At 38.9% G+C, this 19,083-nt stretch carries 13 protein-coding genes; 5 read left to right on the forward strand and 8 right to left on the reverse strand.

From position 1 onward, the window contains the following. The first annotated feature begins 120 nt into the window (after positions 1 to 120). Positions 121 to 291, forward strand: coding sequence for a hypothetical protein (locus P0Y49_20250; GenBank protein ID WEK19112.1), 171 nt, complete (start codon positions 121 to 123; stop codon positions 289 to 291). A gap of 124 nt (positions 292 to 415) precedes the next feature. Here P0Y49_20250 and P0Y49_20255 read toward each other — a convergent pair whose 3' ends face one another. The 3 genes from P0Y49_20255 to P0Y49_20265 all read right to left on the reverse strand — a co-directional run bounded on the left by P0Y49_20255 (position 416) and on the right by P0Y49_20265 (position 7,868). Then, entirely contained in the window at positions 416 to 1,276 is an 861-nt protein-coding gene (locus P0Y49_20255) for a type IX secretion system membrane protein PorP/SprF (GenBank protein ID WEK19113.1), read from the reverse strand. Positions 1,277 to 1,329: 53 nt separating this feature from the next. Next, positions 1,330 to 7,020, reverse strand: coding sequence for a YDG domain-containing protein (locus tag P0Y49_20260; protein WEK19114.1), 5,691 nt, complete (start codon positions 7,018 to 7,020; stop codon positions 1,330 to 1,332). Positions 7,021 to 7,187: 167 nt separating this feature from the next. Then, positions 7,188 to 7,868: a helix-turn-helix transcriptional regulator gene (locus P0Y49_20265; protein WEK19115.1), complete on the reverse strand. Its 681-nt coding sequence runs from the start codon at positions 7,866 to 7,868 to the stop codon at positions 7,188 to 7,190. An 816-nt stretch (positions 7,869 to 8,684) separates the two neighbouring features. Between P0Y49_20265 and P0Y49_20270 the strand changes: the two genes are divergently transcribed. Together P0Y49_20270 and P0Y49_20275 are read left to right on the forward strand one after the other, a co-directional pair. Next, complete coding sequence (locus tag P0Y49_20270) at positions 8,685 to 9,062, forward strand: BlaI/MecI/CopY family transcriptional regulator (GenBank protein ID WEK19116.1); 378 nt, start codon at positions 8,685 to 8,687, stop codon at positions 9,060 to 9,062. Continuing rightward, positions 9,059 to 11,071: a TonB family protein gene (locus P0Y49_20275; GenBank protein ID WEK19117.1), complete on the forward strand. Its 2,013-nt coding sequence runs from the start codon at positions 9,059 to 9,061 to the stop codon at positions 11,069 to 11,071. The genes P0Y49_20270 and P0Y49_20275 overlap by 4 nt, the downstream gene beginning before the upstream one ends. Positions 11,072 to 11,149: 78 nt before the next feature. Here P0Y49_20275 and P0Y49_20280 read toward each other — a convergent pair whose 3' ends face one another. The 4 genes from P0Y49_20280 to P0Y49_20295 all read right to left on the reverse strand — a co-directional run bounded on the left by P0Y49_20280 (position 11,150) and on the right by P0Y49_20295 (position 15,624). Beyond that, positions 11,150 to 12,013, reverse strand: a complete 864-nt coding sequence (locus tag P0Y49_20280; GenBank protein ID WEK19118.1) for an energy transducer TonB — start codon at positions 12,011 to 12,013, stop codon at positions 11,150 to 11,152. Positions 12,014 to 12,142: 129 nt separating this feature from the next. After that, positions 12,143 to 12,913, reverse strand: a complete 771-nt coding sequence (locus P0Y49_20285) for a succinate dehydrogenase/fumarate reductase iron-sulfur subunit (GenBank protein WEK19119.1) — start codon at positions 12,911 to 12,913, stop codon at positions 12,143 to 12,145. A 26-nt stretch (positions 12,914 to 12,939) separates the two neighbouring features. Further along, positions 12,940 to 14,919 carry a fumarate reductase/succinate dehydrogenase flavoprotein subunit gene (locus P0Y49_20290; GenBank protein WEK19120.1) on the reverse strand — a complete coding sequence of 660 codons (1,980 nt, stop codon included), beginning with the start codon at positions 14,917 to 14,919 and terminating at the stop codon, positions 12,940 to 12,942. Positions 14,920 to 14,943: 24 nt separating this feature from the next. Continuing rightward, positions 14,944 to 15,624 (reverse strand): succinate dehydrogenase cytochrome b subunit, encoded by a 681-nt coding sequence (locus P0Y49_20295; GenBank protein ID WEK19121.1) that lies wholly within the window; start codon positions 15,622 to 15,624, stop codon positions 14,944 to 14,946. A 561-nt stretch (positions 15,625 to 16,185) separates the two neighbouring features. Here P0Y49_20295 and P0Y49_20300 point away from each other — a divergent pair. After that, on the forward strand, positions 16,186 to 16,419 hold the full coding sequence (locus tag P0Y49_20300) for a hypothetical protein (GenBank protein WEK19122.1): 234 nt from the start codon (positions 16,186 to 16,188) through the stop codon (positions 16,417 to 16,419). Between the two features lie 177 nt (positions 16,420 to 16,596). Here P0Y49_20300 and P0Y49_20305 read toward each other — a convergent pair whose 3' ends face one another. Next, on the reverse strand, positions 16,597 to 18,132 hold the full coding sequence (locus P0Y49_20305) for a trypsin-like peptidase domain-containing protein (GenBank protein WEK19123.1): 1,536 nt from the start codon (positions 18,130 to 18,132) through the stop codon (positions 16,597 to 16,599). Between the two features lie 154 nt (positions 18,133 to 18,286). Here P0Y49_20305 and dapF point away from each other — a divergent pair, with 154 nt between their 5' ends. Then, positions 18,287 to 19,072 (forward strand): diaminopimelate epimerase, encoded by a 786-nt coding sequence (gene dapF, locus P0Y49_20310; protein WEK19124.1) that lies wholly within the window; start codon positions 18,287 to 18,289, stop codon positions 19,070 to 19,072. The last annotated feature ends 11 nt before the right edge of the window (positions 19,073 to 19,083 follow it).

Here is a 19,083-nt window from a genome sequence, read left to right on the forward strand (position 1 = left end):
TTCTTCTACCAACTCCTATTTAACTGTTTATCTAGGATAAAATCCACTTGGTCTAAAAGATTTTAGCAGCCTGTTTTTATTTATTCTCTTTGTTTCATCAAAACAACAAATCAAGGACTTATGAAAAAGTTAGCAAATACATCGCCATTTTTACTACTGCTGGTTCCAGTCTTTATAGTGATCTTATTGACCTTCATGACCACGGGTTCTGATCGTCAAAATGAGGATTTAGCTGCAAAAGCTCCTGCTGTTAAGACTACGATAACCAAGGTTGTAGTAAGCCCATTCTAAGTAACCTGATCCTTTAGCTTTCGGCTACATACTACCTACAGCGATTTATCGCTATGGGTATCTAGCATATAAATTTTAGTTTAGTTAATAATAAAAAATGGCGGTGGATACCGCCATTTTTTTATCAAAACTCTACACCAAGCACAACATCAAATATTCCCCCGCTTAATCCCCGTACTGCTGTAGGCTCACTATTGTACAAAGTCGATATCCGAAATTTATGACTCCGGAAACCAAGTCCACCGGTAAAACTATTATTACTATGATACATGGTGTAGAAGTCTAAATTCGCATTTACACTCCATTCAGCAGCCAAATCTAATTGATTGCTAAATCCCTTTAAGCCCCTGTAAACAATCATTGGCTTTACAGATAGTTGTTTGTCGAAAGACAACCTGTAACTCACAGAACTATAAAAAGTAGTGTAATCAACTGTACTAATTTGATGTGAACGTTTTTGATTTAAATTTAAATAGCTAAACTGAGCCTCCAAATTATTAGCCTGATAAGCAACTCCAAAGTTACCATCAAAATAACTGTCCCTCCTATCGTTGTAACTCATTAATGCAGGATCACGAATACCGCTTGAAGTGGCACCGGCCTGATCTAAACGCTCCTGACTCCATGTTAAAGATACGCCAAACCTTAAATTATCATTTTCTGATAATGGTAAACGATAAGAAAAGCTACTCATGGCTTGAGTTCTTGATAATAAACCAGCCTTATCAGTAATTAAATTTGCGCCTATTCCTGCCTTATCACTTATAGGTGTGGCAGCAGAAATACTCATTAGCGATGGACCACCGTCTATTTTATTCCATTGGCTGCTATAATTAAGATATATACTCGTCTTATGCCCGTTGCCAGCCATAGCAGGATTAACCAAATAGGGATTATTATAATATTGACTCTTTTGAGGTACAATTTGTGCCTGGATACTAATGCCTGTACTTATTAAGAGAATTATTCCAAAAATTTTTTTCATCAGTATAAATTTGTTATTAATGTTTTAGAAGTTATCAATTGTATCACAGCAGCTTACCTTACTATCGTGATAAATCCTTTTATAACCCTGACCTTCTGATCGGTAAATTTGATCATATAGTAATAAGTCCCCTCGGCCAATGGTGCTCCGTTTACTGTACCATCCCAGGTATTTTTGTAACCATTCACAGTATATAAAACTCTGCCTGCACGGTCAAAAATAGTGACCACATGATTCGGATAATTTTCGATATTCTTAATCACCCAGGTATCATTGATTCCATCACCGTTTGGTGAAAAATTGTTCTCCGCTTCAATGATATAGTCTTCCCTAACCTCTACTGTAATTGGTAAAGTAATGCTGTATCCTTTGCTATTTGTAATGGTAACCTGATAGGTCATGGTAGTTAATGGTTGGGCTACGGGATTACTGATATTTGCATTGCTTAAACCTATTCCGGTCCAACGGTAACTAACCACATCCTCGGCCTGCACACGCAGTTGGGAACTTAACCCCTTACCAATGCCTGGACTGGAGATATAATCCGTTGGTATTTTTAAGCCAACCTGGGTACCAGTACCTGTAATAACAGGAGTCGCATCTACCTTAAGGTTAAAGCTCCTGCTGATTTTGTCTACACCACCATTGGCAGTACCTCCGTTATCGGTAATGGTTACAGTTATATTGGCTTCACCTAATTGTCCTGGTTTTATCTTGTAAATCACCTGATTGTTTATAACCTCCAGACGATCAAATAGTGATGCACGATCAGTTTGGATGCTTGCAGTAACAGTTTGATGAAGCTCCGGCCCAGGGCTCACATTTTCTAAACCAATACGTTCCTCTTTTCCAGTCTGGAAATAGATTCGTTGATCCGCAATCGGATTTAATGTTGGCTGTTCATTTACATCCTCAATTTGAACAATAAATATCTGATCTAAAGTAAAACCGTATTGAGTTGTACTTCTTACCCGAATGCTATAACTTGATTTTTCCTCATAATCTAAACTTTGACTGGTTCTCAACTCTTTACCTACAATTTGGAATTTACTATTGTCAATGTCTCCCGCACCTGTGGCAAACGAGTAGGTAAATGTTGCATTTGGATCTTGAGAGGTAGAGCTTAAATCACCTACTTTAGTACCCGCAGGCCTGTTCTCAAATACAACAATGGCTGCTAAGCTGACACTGGTTGGTGCGCCGGGTTTCACCTGCAAAACACCATTTTGATAGCTAATGCTATAATTAATGGCCGATGCTCCACCCACCATAATCGGATAACTACCCATTCCGCTATTTAAGGTTGCTGTTGTACCTATATAAGGTAAAGCATTTAGTGCGGCTACGCCTTCGTTATTTACAAAACCTCTATAACTTATGGTTAAAGGCGGATTCTCTGTACCTACAAACTTCTCCTTAGAGTCTCCAATAATCGTTAGGTTCGCCTGTTTAATTTCAAAAGAGTTACCTACAAACTGAAGCGCATAATTTGCTCCTGCAACCAGACTACCTTTGTTTATGGCATAAAACCCTACGTTCTCGCCTGATGCCCTTGCAAGGTTTCCACTAAGCACATCTGTCCCCAACAATCCTCCAGGAGTTATCGTGTAGTTTAAGTCTGGATTTACCGCTCCGTAAATTTTGTTTTGATTTGCATTAACAGTTACAATAACCGGTTTCGTCGAAATATTGGCTACCGCAGTAGATATTGAGACTAGGTTATAGTTTCCAGCAGCTGAACCGCTCAAAACCATGCCGGTGGCAGTTACAGTTTTACCGGTGCCTACGTTTGCATCAGAGAAGTTAGCAAAACCTCCGGTTAATGTAAGCTTACCTGCATCTGTTGTTAGCGGTGTTACACTGCGATCTGCTATCATGGCTGATGTTAGCCCATCATAAACTTTATTGCTCGCGCCGAAACTTCCTGTTATATCTTTGGGTGTAATATTGGCTGTAGTAGGCAATACCGAGATTAGATGATAGTTTCCGGCAACCGCACCACTTAAAGTCATTCCTGTTGCAGTGACTGCTTTACCTATACCAGCATTTGCATCGGCAAAGCTAGCCACACCACCCGTTAAGGTTAATTTGCCTGCATCTACAACCAATGGTGTTATTGTACGATTTGTGATTACTGCTGAAGTTAATCCATCATAAACTTTATTTGCCGATGTGAAACTTCCGGTAATATCCAGGGCGGTAATGTTAGCCGTCGTCGGCAACACAGAAACTAAATTATAATTACCTGCTGCTGCCCCCCCTAAAGTCATTCCTGTTGCAGTGACAGTTTTACCAATACCAGCATTTGCATCAGCAAAGCTAGCCACACCACCCGTTAAGGTCAAATTTCCAGCATCTGCAACCAAAGATGTTATGGTCCGATCTATGATGACCGCTAAAGTTAAACCATCATAAATCTTACTTGATGCCGTAAAACTACCTGTAATATTTTTGGGCATAATATTAGCAACCGCTGGTGATACAGCGATTAAATTATAGTTTCCTGCTGCAGAACCACCTAAAGTCATTCCGCTTGCAGTAACAGCTTTCCCAATACCTGCATTTGCATCAGCAAAGCTAGCCACACCACCCGTTAAGGTCAGGTTACCAGCGTCTGCAGCCAAAGGAGTTATTGTTCTGCTTATTATGGAAGCCGATGATAATCCATCATAAACCTTATCTTCTGATACAAAACTTCCTGTGATTTCTTTGGCGGTGATATTTGCAATTGAAGGTGAAACAGAAATCAAATTGTAGTTTCCTGCTGCAGAACCACCTAAGACCATTCCTGTTGCGGTTACTGTTTTTCCTGTGCCCGCATTTGCATTGGCAAAATTGGCTGAGCCTCCTGTTAATGTCAGCTTACCTGCATCTGTAGCTAAAGGAATTATTGTTCTGTTTGTTATTGAAGCCGCTGTTACTCCGTCATAAACTTTATCTTCGGAGCTGAAGCTTCCTATGATGTCCAAAGCCGTGATATTCGCCGTTGCAGGTGATACAGAAATCAGATTATAGTTTCCTGCAGCTGTGCCATCCAAAGTCATTCCAGTAGCAGTTATTGTTTTACCCACTCCCACATTTGCATCAGCAAAGTCAGCCAAACCTCCTGTTAATGTCAACTTACCCGCATCTGCGGCCAAAGGCGTTACTGTCCTGCTTGTTATTGAAGCCGATAATAGTCCGTCATAAACTTTATTCGATGATACAAAACTTCCGGTTATGTCTCTGGCTGTAATATTTGCAACAGCAGGTGATATAGAAATTAACCTGTAATTTCCTGCCGCCGTACCGCTTAAAGTCATTCCCGTTGCAGTTACTGCTTTCCCAATACCTGCATTTGCATCAGCAAAAGTAGCTACACCACCGATTAATGTCAGATTGCCATCATCTACCGGTAGAGGTACTATTGTACGCGTTAAGATAGTCGTCGATGTTAAGCCATCGTAAACCTTATCATCAGCAGTAAAATTTCCAGTAATATCTTTTGCGATAATTACCCCTGTTATAACGGGGGTACCCAAGAAATAATTAGATTTATCTGCCCCAGTTAAAGCAAGACCAGTGTAAGTAATTTGTTTACCAGTACCAACATTCTTATTTGCATACACTGCCGAAGTATAGCTTATGCCTACATCATCTGTTCCAACCTTTCCCGTAGCATTCAAAGTAATTGTTGCTGTATTCGTACCATCATATACCTTACTCACAGTATATCCAGAAGCTGATATTGTTTTCGTACTAACCGTTAATGCCCGTGATACACTCGTCGCTGCATTGTAATAATCGTTACCGGCCTGGCTCGCGGTAATCTGTGTTGTACCAACTTTTAAGATATGAGCTATATTACCGACAATAGAAACTATGCTTGGATCAGCTGCCGTATAAGTTATAGGTAATGATTGCGCAGTCGATGTATTACCCAAAACAAAGTCTACATCACCATAGGATTTAGCTGGAATTGTATTAAAAACGATGGTCTGGGATGCTTTATAAATGATTAAACTAAAGTCGGCTGTAGCCGTTTCTGGACAGTTACTCGTCTTAACTTCCACACTAAAATTATAGGTTCCAAGTGAAGTCGGCGTTCCGGTAAGTTGCCCGGTAGGCGATAGTGTTAATCCTGGAGGCAAGGTGCCAGAAACCTGGGCGTAAGAATAGGTCCCATTTCCTCCGTTAGCTCCAAAGACACTTCTACTATACAAACTCCCAATATTACCTGCCAAAAATGCTCCCCCTACTAAGGCGACTCTCTTAGGTTCCGTAATAATAACTGTCCTTGTAATCGAACACCCTCCTGAATTGGTAATTGTACAAACATAAGTACCAGCTATCAGATTACTAATCTTAGCTGTTGTTGCTCCACCAGGCATCCAGGAATAGGTATACGGACCATTGTTATCAGGAACTATTTCAGCCCAACCATCATTACCACCATTACAGATGGCGTTCCCCTGATTGTAAATTGCATTAAACGGAACAGGCTCATTAATTACAAATGTTTCAGTGATTGTAGAGCCTTCTCCATCTGTAACTGTACAAGTTTGGCTACCAGCCTTAAGTCCAAAAACTGTAGGCCCTGTGTCACTAGAACCAGACCATGAGTAAGTATATGGCCCTTTTCCGCCTATAATATTAATACTAGCCGCACCGGTACTGGTCCCAGGACATGAAATATGATAAAGATCAAATGTGGCAGACATAGCCGCAGTAGTTGTAAATCCTCTGGTCTCACCATATCCCACTCCAGCCGAATTTATAGCATATGACCGAAAACGAATTATACTCCCACTTGGCAATGAACCCACCACATCACTAAAGCTTCCTGTACCAGATCCCATTATTACCTTATTGCCTTGTCCCAATACTAAACTACCGGCATTCACATTCCATATAATCCCTCTTTCTATAACAGTAGCGTTACCGTTATTGATCACAGTCCCGCCCATAGTTGCCTTTACTGCGGATACGTTTGTTGCAGCTGATATGGTAGTTAGCGTTGGCACCACAGCGGTAGTACCTGCGGCGGAAAAATCAAGGTCATCAATAGCCATAGCAACCGGCCCCGTCGATGTAAACCTGATTTCATCAATATTCGCCCAATTACTTCCTATAAAAACTAATAACCCACCATAGGTAGTTAACGAACCCTTATCAACGGCAGTATAACTTGCTACATTAGCCCCACTCCCATAATTACGATTACCAGTTTTAGTAAAATCACTTATCGTAATTTTTGCAACTTCAACCCCATTTTTATATCCTTTCACATCAACACTATACCATTCCGAATAAGGATGTTCGTTGGTACGTCCGGGATCTATATACATAGAGTTAATTTTAAACTTCGACCCATCTATAGTTGCAATACGAAGGTCGGCGGCACCAGTGCTATAGTTGCTTTCCCCATCCGGGCTTAGCGTAAATGTTCCTCCCTCATAGCCTGAATAATTTTGATTCAATACCAACATTTTGGAAACTCCACTAAAAAGGCCCGCTCCGTTATTTCCGCCAGGGGTTTGTACACTTAAAAAAGCCTGGGGAGTGCCATTTAAAGTTTGATAAGTTCTGGAAGTTGGAGATACAACTGAATATTTTAATATCCCAATTGTAACATTATCTGTGGTACCAGGATAATTACCGTAATTTAGTGATTCAAAGTTCTGATTAGCTGGCTGAGCAAATAAGTGCATTGGTGTTAATCCAAGCAGGACCAAAAAGAAAGTGCATAGTAAAAGTTTGTTCATAATGATTGCCTTGAATGATTTAATTAAATAGGTACAGGCTCATGTACAGAGAAAGCGCGAAATACCATAAATTAAAAAAAAGGCACAACCGTTTATTGTTTCAAAAACGGAACATGAAACAACTCCACCAATCAGAATTAAAATGAAACAAAAGAAAAAAGGAAACTTTAACTAGCTAACTCTTTAGCAGTTAACAGAGATTTAGCGTATTCTTTTGGGCTAATCCCTACATTTTTCTTAAATGAATTGAAAAAGGTTATTCTGGAATTAAATCCAACCATACTAGCTAAGCCCTCAATAGAATATAACGCCAATACATTCTCTTCTAGTAGCTGTTTTGCGTAATTAACCCGGTAAATATTGATGAGCTCGTTAAAATTAGTTTTGAATTTTCTGTTGATGAGAATTGACAAAATTTTAGGCGAAACATCAATATTCTTTGCAAGGTCGACAATGGTCAACCCTTTACCCAAAAAAAACTTTTTATCCTCCAAAGCAGATCTGATTTTTTCCAGTAAAAGATCAGCGTCTTTGATCTCTACCTCCACCAGCTCCTTAAGAAAATCAGGCTTTTTAATAGCGTTATTAATCGCTAGTTCTTCCTTAATTAAACTCCCCTTAAAACCATTATAAACCAACTCAGGATTAAAGTTCATGTAAAAGTTAAGGGAAAGTATTCCCAGAAATGCAATACAGGAAAAAAACAGCTTTAACCCCGTATACTGATCTTGATTCTGGCCAAAATAGGTTGTTAGGGTATGACAAAAATTACTAAAAATCACAACCCCCATTAAAAACAATGATATAAACAACCAATTCTTCAATTTTTCTCTATTGATCAATGTCATAAATTGGGGCTTTGACTTTTGTACCAGATAAATACAATATACAAGATAAATCAACTGCAAAACCATCCTAAAGAGGTAATGAAATGAAATTGGGATAAATCCAGACCCGAGGTAATTCAACAACACCTTATCAGAAAATATCATTTTAGCGATTTCCTGTTTTTCATTAAACGGTAATAAATAAAAAGGAATCAGATCAATCAAATGAATGATCGCAGGAATAAAATGCAAATAATCTCGCGTTTTTAAACCATCCGTATTTAGTAAGGAATTTCTAATATAGAAGTAAAAAAAGGGGCCATTCAAATACATCAACGGACTAATTGTCCTTAATAGATGAGGTTGATCAATGATATACCCTGTTTCAAACCAAATAAAATAAACCAATAAAGATATATGGTAACAAAGAAGGGAAATCCCAAGCATTTTGTTTTTTATTCGATAATTACCTTGCTTAAAAATTAAGGTAAGGCTATTTACTATGGATAAGGAAAGTAAAATGATGCAAAGTAAATTCATAAAAAACAAACATCTAGCCTCAAAGACCAGCTGTTTTGAATAGACAACGGCTTAAAATAAGCACAATAGTATTAAAAAAGCCACAATATATCAACTCAATAGAAATTTATTTACTCAAAAAATTGACGTCTGGGGTTTCTCTAATACCAGCAAAAACTGCGGACTCAATAAAAAAAGTATTAAACATTTTGAAAACTAAAATATTAGTTATAAGTTTATACTAAATCTTTAGTTATACCGAAAACTTCGCACAAAACGGAATAACTCACAAGAATAAAACTATTAACCGAATATAATATGGAAATAAAAGATTTAACCAAGGCCGAAGAGCAGATCATGCAAATCATCTGGCAAATCGAAAAGGGCTTTGTTAAAGAAGTAATGGATTTTTTACCAGAACCTAAACCTGCCTACAATACCGTATCAACCATCATTCGCATTCTCGAAACCAAAGGCTTTGTTGCACACGAAGCTTTCGGGAAGTCACATCAATACTATCCACTCATCAGTAAAGAAGATTATAAACGACATGCTACCGAAAAGCTTTTAGATGGTTATTTCGAAAACTCCGTAGAGAGCATGTTCTCCTTCTTTGTTAAAGAAGAAAAACTAGACTTGAGTGATGTAGACGAAATTCTTAAAATGATTAACAAAATTAAAAACAGACCAAGATGAGTTGGGCACATTACATCCTGCAAGTCAACATTTACCTTCTGGTATTTTATGGCTTTTATAAGTTATTGTTAGACAAAGAAACTTATTTCACGCTCAACAGAATCTATTTGGTTTCTGCGGGCTTACTCTCCTTAACTATCCCCTTTTTAAGATTCGATTGGTTTGCTGAGCAACCAACCACTCAACCATTAACTATTGGTGTTGGTCAGTTAAACGAACTAATGACCGAAGTAATGGTAGAAAACACCGCTCCAGACAGGTTCAATATAGGTAATCTGGCAGTTTCTATTTACCTCCTAGGAATCTTATTTTTCCTTGGAAAATTCATTTGGCAACTCCTTTCTATCGGTAAACTATTAAAAAGAACAGACAAAGGCACTGCCTTCTCGTTCTTTAAACATAAAAGAATCGATAAAGATCTACCTCAGCTATTAACCATTCATAAACACGAAGAGATTCATATTCGTCAACTCCATAGTCTGGACATCATCCTTTTTGAAGTCATTGCCATATTTGTCTGGTTCAACCCTATTATTTATATCTACAAAACTTCCATCAAACACATACATGAATACCTCGCAGATGATGAAGCTGCAAAATTTCAGGGTGATAAAGCACAATATGCCTTATTGCTACTGAGCAGTGCTTTTGGCGTTCCACAAAATACACTAACAAATAGTTTTTTAAATAAATCACTTATCAAAAAAAGAATTTTTATGTTGCACAAACCAAGATCAAGGAAAGCAGCCATTTTAAAGTACGGACTGTTTGTTCCACTATTTGCCATTGCATTAACCATGTCATCGGCCACCATCAGAAATAATAAAAACATTAAGAACATAGCTGATGAAATCCCTTTAAACACACCTATAGAAGCGATTAAAGAAGTCGTACAAGAATCAATAAACAAACCAACAGCATCTCAGCCACAAAAAAAGGTCATGGTTACAGGGCAAGCAACAGGGACAATTGAATCGGGTTGGGAGGACTTTTACATATATGCGAAACGAGCCATAAAGTATAATTATTTCGCTTATAGAGCCAAGCTACAGGGGAATACCATGATCAAATTTAAAGTAGCTGATGGCACGGTCGAGAACGCCGCAATTGCTACCAAATTAGGTGAACACTGCGACGCCGAAGTGATGAGGGTAATTGTAAGTTACACGGGCTACAAAAAAATTAAAGACGGTAATTACACTTTAAAGGTTAAGTTTCTACTAGACGGCGCCAACACTCCTTTAAAAAATGAGAATATAGCACCAGTAAAGGGTTATACAGCCTTAAATGACATCACCATTACGGGACATGCCATGTCAAGAGAAACTGCTGACAGCAACACAAATGATGAAAATAAGATTTATGACTTTGTGTCGATTGACAAACAGCCTAGTTTTCCCGGGGGGATGGCCCAATTTTATACCTATTTAAAAAAGGAACTAAAATACCCTGAAGAGGCAATTAAAAACAATGTACACGGCAAGGTATTTCTATCTTTTACTGTGGAAAAAGACGGAACGCTAAATGACATTAAAGTTGAACGAAAACTGGGAAGTGCTACAGATGAAGAAGCTGTAAGGGTATTAAAGGCATCACCGAAATGGATTCCAGGCACCCAAAATGGCAAGCTTGTACGTGTAAAATATAACCTTCCTATTGTGTTCAATTCTGGTAAAGGTCAGGATGCGCCCTTACCCTCACAAAACAAACAGGGATCAACCCGACCTTCCGGCAACAATACAGGCATTCGTTTTGTGGATAGTAACGGTGGGGAAATGAAATTTGGCGACAATCCTGAAAAAAGTCCTCTTTACGTATTGGACGGGAAACTAATCAACGCCGCAGATATGAAAGCCTTGGATCCGAATAGCATAGAATCTATAAACATCCTTAAAGATGCCAAGGCTACAGCAATATATGGGGCTAAAGGAGCTAATGGCGTAATTTTGATCACAAGCAAGACAGGAAAAGTGATTGAAAAGACAGAGAAAACAAAAGAAAACAAATAGCAATAACAGCAAATTTTATATAAGCAAAGAACCCCGGCCAATTGGTCGGGGTTCGTTAGTTTTAATTCCGTTTATATTCTATTCTTTAAAGGATTGAGGGAATTGTCCAAAAGCTACAACCATATTATATTTTACACGTACGTCTTTGCCTTTCTGCTTCCCTGGAATCCATTTCGGTGATTCCCTTAATACCCTAACCGCTTCTTCATCAGTACCAGAGCCCAGCGGTCTTTCAACCTTAACGTTGGTTATACTACCATCTACTTCAACAATAAAAGAAAGAAAAACGCCACCACTAACATTATTTCTTTCCGCCTTTTTAGGGTACTTTACATTCTCTTTCAAATAATATTTAAACGCCGGATTCCCACCTTCAAAAGATGGCTTCCGCTCTATCGACATAAAATCATATACTCTGGTATCCCCGTTTAGCGAACCATCAATTACCCCTTGAGGAAGTCCCCCAGAACCATTTATCGTAACTTCATCCAGGGATTTATATCCTTTTAATGGGGCAATATTTTCGTTTAATTTAGGTGTGTTGGTTTCACTAAGTATAAATGTGAACTTTAAGGTATAATCTCCATCTTTAATATCTTTATAACCTGTATATGATGAGATGCATTTCATTGCCGATGCATCGCAGCCCCCACCCAGTTCGGCCACAACACCTACATCTTCCACCAAACCATTAACAACTTTAAACTTTATTATACTGGTTCCCTGTAGCAGAGCCTTCTGTGCGGCATCAGGGTATCTAACAGCACGTTTAGCATATTTATAAAAGTCCTCCCAGTCACCAAGATATACCGCAGCTTTTACCTGGTTATTTTTATCCATTCTAATCTTCGCCGATGACATGGTTAATGCAATGGCAAATAGGAGAACACAGATCCCATACTTTAAAAGACCTGAGTTCTTTAATCTTGATTTGTAATACATAGCGTTTATTTAGTGAATGTTTAATTCCCTAATTTATGAAGAAGTAATTACAAATTCAATATAAGCAAAGAACCCCGGCCAATTGGTCGGGGTTCTTCGTGTAATACCTTGTCTCGTGCTATAAAACTATTAAATATCTTCCTCAGATACAAATTTTGCAGAATAAAAATCTCTATTCATACGAGCAATATTCTCTAAAGAGATACCTTTAGGGCATTCAGCCTCACAAGCTCCGGTGTTGGTACAGTTACCAAATCCTTCGGCATCCATCTGTGCAACCATGCTCTGTACCCTGCGGTAGCGCTCTGGTTGTCCTTGTGGCAATTGTGCCAGCTGAGAGATCTTTGCAGATACAAAAAGCATAGCCGATGCATTTTTACAAGTAGCCACACAAGCACCACATCCAATACAAGCTGCAGCTTCGAAAGCTGAATCCGCTTGCACTTTAGGAATTGGAAGGTTATTAGCATCCTGTGCGTTCCCTGTATTTACCGAAATAAAGCCTCCTGCAGCAATAACTCTGTCAAATGCAGACCGATCTACCGTTAAATCTTTGATTACCGGAAAAGCCTTTGCTCTCCATGGCTCAACAACGATGGTATCTCCATCTTTAAATGAACGCATGTGTAACTGGCAAGTTGTAATTCCTTCTTTTGGTCCGTGAGGTCTGCCATTGATAAACATAGAGCAAGCGCCACAGATCCCCTCTCTACAGTCATGGTCAAACACAACAGGCTCGTCACCCTTAGAAATTAACTGTTCGTTCAAAACATCAAACATTTCTAAGAAAGACATATCCGGAGAGATCTCTGATAATTTATAATCAACCAAACTACCTTTGGCTTTGGTATTTTTTTGACGCCAGATTTTCAGCGTTAAATTCATATTTCCTGTACTCATAATATTGAGATTTTAGTACTTAGCTATTATTTATAACTTCTTTGTGCAACCTTGATGTTTTCGAATTTCAGCTCCTCTTTATGCAGCTCAAATTTAACACCCTCTTTGTATTCCCATGCAGCTACATAAGCGTAGTTTACGTCATCACGCATTGCTTCACCTTCTTCAGTTTGGTACTCTTCTCTGAAGTGACCACCGCAAGACTCGTTTCTGTTTAGGGCATCCATACACATTAACTCTCCCAGCTCAATAAAGTCGGCCACACGACCAGCCTTTTCCAACTCAGGGTTAAACTCATTGGCCTCTCCCGGAACGCGAACATCGCTCCAGAATTCCTTACGAAGTTCTTGAATTTCTGCAATCGCTTCAGTTAAACCTTTAGCGTTACGTGCCATTCCACATTTCTCCCACATGATCTTTCCTAATTTCTTATGGAAGTGATCTACAGATTTTGTTCCTTTAATAGCGAAGAACTTGTCGATAATTCCTCTTGCACTAGCCTCAGCTTCAACAAAAGCAGGGTGATCCTGAGGAATTGGTTTTGTAGCCAATTCTTTAGATAAGTAGGCACCGATAGTGTAAGGAATTACAAAATAACCATCCGCTAATCCCTGCATCAAAGCAGAAGCACCTAAACGGTTAGCACCATGGTCAGAGAAGTTAGCCTCTCCCAAAGCATATAAGCCCGGAACGGTTGTCATCAAGTTATAATCTACCCATAAACCACCCATGGTATAGTGAACCGCAGGATAGATACGCATTGGTAATTCATAAGGATCTTCCCCGGTAATCTGCGCATACATATCAAACAGGTTACCATATTTCTCCTTAATTACCTCGCGACCTAAGCGCATACAGGTTTCTTTATCAGGATTATGGATATTGTGTTTATTAGCTTCAATACGGCCATAACGCTCAGTATTGGCTTTAAAATCAAGATAAACTGCAAGTTTAGATGCACCTACTCCATAACCAGCATCGCAACGTTCTTTGGCAGCACGTGATGCAACATCACGAGGCACAAGGTTACCAAAAGCAGGGTATCTGCGCTCTAAATAATAATCTCTTTCATCCTCAGGAATATCAGAAGCCTTACGGGTATCATCTTTCTTTTTAGGAACCCAGATACGTCCGTCATTACGTAACGACTCAGACATCAAGGTTAATTTAGATTGGTGATCTCCGGAAACCGGGATACAAGTAGGGTGAATTTGCGTGTAGCAAGGGTTACCAAAGAAAGCTCCTTTTTTGTGTGCTTTCCAGGCTGCCGTTACGTTACTACCCATTGCATTTGTAGAAAGGTAGAATACGTTTCCATAACCACCACTGCAAAGCAACACCGCATGTCCCGAGTGACGCTCTAATTCACCGGTAAGCAAGTTACGGGCAATAATACCACGTGCTTTACCATCAACCACAACAACTTCAAGCATTTCGTGACGGGTAAACATTTCAACTTTACCCATACCTACCTGACGCTCTAAAGCGCTATAAGCACCTAAAAGCAACTGCTGACCAGTCTGACCTGCAGCGTAGAATGTACGTTGAACTTGTGTACCACCAAAAGAACGGTTGTCTAACAAACCGCCGTACTCTCTGGCCAAAGGCACACCTTGAGCCACACACTGATCTATAATATTTGCACTTACTTCGGCCAAACGATGAACGTTAGCTTCACGTGCACGGTAATCACCACCCTTTATCGTATCATAAAATAAACGATAAGTACTATCGCCATCATTCTGATAATTTTTCGCTGCATTGATACCACCCTGAGCTGCAATAGAGTGCGCTCTTCTAGGTGAATCCTGGAAACAAAAACATTTAACCTTATAACCCATTTCAGCAAGGGTTGCTGCTGCCGAAGCACCTGCAAGCCCAGAACCTACTACGATAATTTCTATGCTTCTTTTATTGGCCGGGTTAACCAATGGCATAGAAGAACGTAATTTAGTCCATTTCTCTGTTAACTCTCCTTCAGGTATATGAGCATTTAATTCTGCCATGTTATTTAAACTTAAGATCAAAAATTATTTAATAAGGCCTAGGTACATTGCAATAGGCATTGAAGCAAACAACAAAGAAATGATAATTGAATACCACATCCCCACACTTTTAATGATTGGTGTATACTTCTTGTGGTTCCATCCTAATGTTTGGAATGCTGAAGAGAAACCATGCAGCAAGTGATAAGCCAAAGAAACCATTCCCAATACGTAAAGTACAACCAATAAAGGATCTTGAAAAGTTGTTACCATTACCGCGAATAGATCATGGTTACCATTAGCATCTACTGTAGGAATGCCTGTAAAACGCGACATTACCCAGAACTTAGAGATGTGAACAATTAAGAAGATTAAAAGCAAGGTACCTAATAAACCCATTGAACGGGAGTACCATTTGCTGTTTGCAGCACCATTAGTAACGGCATATTTAACCGGACGTGCAGCCTGATTTTGAAAAACCAATCTGAATCCTTGAAAAATATGCGCAAGTAGACCTGCGAATAATACCACCTCCATAGCTCTGATTATCCAGTTAGTACCCATAAAATGAGCGCCGACATTATAGGTTAGTCCACCGTCATTTACAAAAATCAGGGCATTGATAAAACAGTGCACTAAAAGAAATGAAATGAGAAACAGGCCCGTTATGCCCATTATTAATTTTTTTCCAATTGATGAGGAAAAAGCGTTTCCGAAACTTGCCATTAGATTGTTTTTTTATTTCTATTATGTGCAAAAGTATTTAATAAAAGAATTAATCGGTTAATTCAAAGCACAAATCAGCTATTTAGAAACATTCTAACATTACAATGTTATGACGATCTACGACCACTACCACAACATTCAGCCGTCAAAATTCGTACTTGCACAGCATTTTCTGTAGATAACCCTTCATATCTTTTCACTTGGCAAACCTCTTGAATCTTTTTTACAGTAAGTCTATTATCCAGAGATAGCTCCCCATATATGCGGTTTTCCCGCCACCAACTAACAATATCGCACAGTTTTAAAGTCATAAATAAGGGCCAAATTTGAGTCTATTAAGTATAAAAAATTAAAACACACATTTTCAATATCACTAAAAACATAATTGCGATTCAATTTCTAAAACACCCACAGATTGAACCAATTAACATCTAATAAAGCAATTAAAGTAAATTTGTATTTTCAAAAAAAACAGCTAAGTTCATGTTAACAATTTAACAATCTAAATAAAGTATGAAAAAAGAGCAAGAAAAATCAGGCAAAACTCTAAGTAGAAATGAAATGAAGAAAATAACGGGAGGTACTGCACTCGACGTATGTGCTGTACTTTGCCCCACCGGACAAGTACTTAGAATTAATACAGGAGGCGCAGGGCCATGTGGTACAAATCTAGAACAATGGTCTGTTTATAAAAATGGTACAACCACTTATTACGAAGCACTCGTCGTTACTGATGGAGTCCAAACTTTAAAATGTCCACCGCAAATAGTAGGCGTTGTCCATCCTATGACCTAACTCTACATTGGCTTTATTCCACATTTTAAAAGAGAATCGTTAACCTTACTACAACATTGACAAATCTAATGGTCTAACGGAATTTAATGAAGACCATAAACTACCATTTAGGTTGAGACTTCATAAACCTCAACCTAAAAATGTATACAAAGTCAACTATCTTTTTAAGGCAGAGCCTTAAAAAGATAGAGTGAAACTCCCTTGCTCAGTAATGCCGGATATTACCGTCTTCCGATCCCTAAACTGTCGTAATGCTACTTCGACATCATTAGAATTATTTACAGGCTTTCCATTAACTGTAGTAACAAGTAAGGTTTTAGGGTTTTTAAACGAATCAAAAACCTTCCCTTGTTCTATTTCGGTAACCACAACACCATCTTTTACTCCATATTTATCTTTAAGTTGAGATGGCGCTGGTGCAAAAGAAGCGCCAAGAGGCTCTACTTTCCTTCCTTTTTTACTGGTTAATAAAATCTCTTCCGGGCTATTGTTCCTTTCACCTTTCAAAGTCACGCGTGTATCTTTCAATTGTCCATTTCTGGAATAAGTTAACTCCACTTTATCACCAGGACTTAAACGACCAATCTTTTCTTGTAAATCCGGAGAATCATAGATTACATTGCCATCAATCTTTTTAATGATATCACCTTTCATCAAACCCGCTGCTGCAGCACCACTTCCAGGAAGCACTTCACTTACATACAATCCGGAATTGTCTTTTACGTTTAACCTCTCGGCCAGATCTGCATCCAATGTATTGAAGGTAACACCAATATATCCACGTTTAACCGCGCCATATTTTCTGAAATCGTCCAATATCTTTTTGGCAAGGTTAATTGGAATAGCAAAGCCATAACCTACGTTTGTACCTGTCTGAGAAGCAATAGCAGCATTGATACCAATCAATTCACCGTTTGCATTCACCAATGCACCACCACTGTTACCAGGGTTAATTGCAGCATCAGTCTGTATATAAGATTCAATGCTACTGCTTGCAGCACGGGAAGGCATCTTCCCTGTTCTTTGATACTCATCAAGGTCCTCTTGTGATGGCTGCTGCTGATCTCTTGCCAAAATACCAATATTACGTGCTTTTGCACTTACAATACCAGCTGTCACTGTAGTTTGCAAATCCAAAGGGAAACCTACAGCTAAAACCCACTCACCAATCTGAACCTGATCAGAGTTACCCATTTTCACTACAGGTAGATCAGTTGCATCAACTTTAATCAAAGCCAAATCTGTGTTTGCATCTTTACCAATCACCTTTGCACTTACCTTACGCCTATCGGACAAGATCACTTCAATCTTATCAGCATTATCTACCACATGGTTATTGGTTACGATGTAACCATCAGGAGTTAAAATCACACCTGAGCCTGAAGCTGCTTTAGGGGCACGTTGCATTCTACGGCCTCCGCCACCAAAAAGATCATCAAACATATCCATTGGGGATGATGATCTACCTTGAGTTGCGCTTGTACCGCTATATGAAGTCTTAATGTGAACTACAGCCGGCGATACTGCCGCTGCTGCCTCCACAAAATCTACAGCACCTGCTGAAGAAACTTTAGGGTTATTTGCAAAAATTACCTTTTGTTGATCTGCAAATGACAGCAAGCCGTCATTTTTTTGCTCTAACAATTTATAGCCACCTATTGCAGCTGCACCACCTATAAATGCAGCCAACACGATTAATCCTATCCTTTTCATTTATATATCAGTTTATATTTAACTTATTTAAGAAACCTACCTATTATTTTCTTTTCTAGAACTATTCAAATTTAATACCATAAGCGCGATATTTGCATCTGTAAACAGTCACGAATACTGTTAAAAAATGTTAAATGAGCAGTAAACACTAAAAATGGATATTCATTTCTTCAAATACCAAGGTGCCGGAAACGACTTTATACTGATTGACCACAGAATCAGCCCATTGCAAGACATCAACTACGAACGTGTAAAACAACTATGCGATAGGCGTTTTGGCATTGGTGCAGACGGATTGATGTTTTTAACTGCTCATGATGATTTTGACTTCGAAATGCATTATTTCAATGCAGATGGCAGACCCGGTAGCATGTGTGGTAATGGAGGAAGATGCATTGTGGCATTTGCCAAACATCTTGGGATAATTGATCGGGAGACTAACTTTTTGGCAGTCGACGGCCCTCATTACGCCAAAATTTCAGAAAAAGGCAATTGGGTAGACCTGCAAATGATAGACATAGATACCATTAACAGAGATGGTGATGCCTTTGTATTAAACACAGGTTCACCACATTATGTAGCCCAAATGGAAGATCTTGAAGATTATGATGTTTATCATAATGGCAAAGCCATTCGCAATAATGATACCTACAGAAAAGAAGGCATTAACGTTAACTTTGTAGAAGATAAAGGTGATTACCTTTTTGTACGCACATTTGAGCGTGGTGTTGAAGACGAGACCTATGCCTGCGGTACCGGAGTAACCGCTGTAGCTTTATCAATGGCACAACATAAAAACCTAAGTGGCCATATAAAAACACCTATTAAAGTTTTGGGAGGAGATTTAAGCATAGAATTCGATTACAACGGCAAAGAATTCACACATGTATTTTTATGCGGTCCTGCTGAAAAGGTATTTGAAGGGCAGATCAGTTTTTAACTGCCCTTCAG

Origin of the sequence: Candidatus Pedobacter colombiensis (assembly GCA_029202485.1) — a bacterium.
Lineage (GTDB): Bacteria > Bacteroidota > Bacteroidia > Sphingobacteriales > Sphingobacteriaceae > Pedobacter > Pedobacter colombiensis.

Excerpts from the sequence above, each read along its gene's own strand:
- P0Y49_20270 (WEK19116.1), top strand. The coding sequence starts at position 8,685 with ATGGAAATAAAAGATTTAACCAAGGCCGAAGAGCAGATCATGCAAATC.
- P0Y49_20285 (WEK19119.1), bottom strand. The coding sequence starts at position 12,913 with ATGAGTACAGGAAATATGAATTTAACGCTGAAAATCTGGCGTCAAAAA.
- P0Y49_20255 (WEK19113.1), bottom strand. The coding sequence starts at position 1,276 with ATGAAAAAAATTTTTGGAATAATTCTCTTAATAAGTACAGGCATTAGT.
- dapF (WEK19124.1), top strand. The coding sequence starts at position 18,287 with ATGGATATTCATTTCTTCAAATACCAAGGTGCCGGAAACGACTTTATA.
- P0Y49_20265 (WEK19115.1), bottom strand. The coding sequence starts at position 7,868 with ATGACATTGATCAATAGAGAAAAATTGAAGAATTGGTTGTTTATATCA.
- P0Y49_20280 (WEK19118.1), bottom strand. The coding sequence starts at position 12,013 with ATGTATTACAAATCAAGATTAAAGAACTCAGGTCTTTTAAAGTATGGG.
- P0Y49_20295 (WEK19121.1), bottom strand. The coding sequence starts at position 15,624 with ATGGCAAGTTTCGGAAACGCTTTTTCCTCATCAATTGGAAAAAAATTA.
- P0Y49_20275 (WEK19117.1), top strand. The coding sequence starts at position 9,059 with ATGAGTTGGGCACATTACATCCTGCAAGTCAACATTTACCTTCTGGTA.
- P0Y49_20290 (WEK19120.1), bottom strand. The coding sequence starts at position 14,919 with ATGGCAGAATTAAATGCTCATATACCTGAAGGAGAGTTAACAGAGAAA.
- P0Y49_20260 (WEK19114.1), bottom strand. The coding sequence starts at position 7,020 with ATGAACAAACTTTTACTATGCACTTTCTTTTTGGTCCTGCTTGGATTA.
- P0Y49_20305 (WEK19123.1), bottom strand. The coding sequence starts at position 18,132 with ATGAAAAGGATAGGATTAATCGTGTTGGCTGCATTTATAGGTGGTGCA.
- P0Y49_20300 (WEK19122.1), top strand. The coding sequence starts at position 16,186 with ATGAAGAAAATAACGGGAGGTACTGCACTCGACGTATGTGCTGTACTT.
- P0Y49_20250 (WEK19112.1), top strand. The coding sequence starts at position 121 with ATGAAAAAGTTAGCAAATACATCGCCATTTTTACTACTGCTGGTTCCA.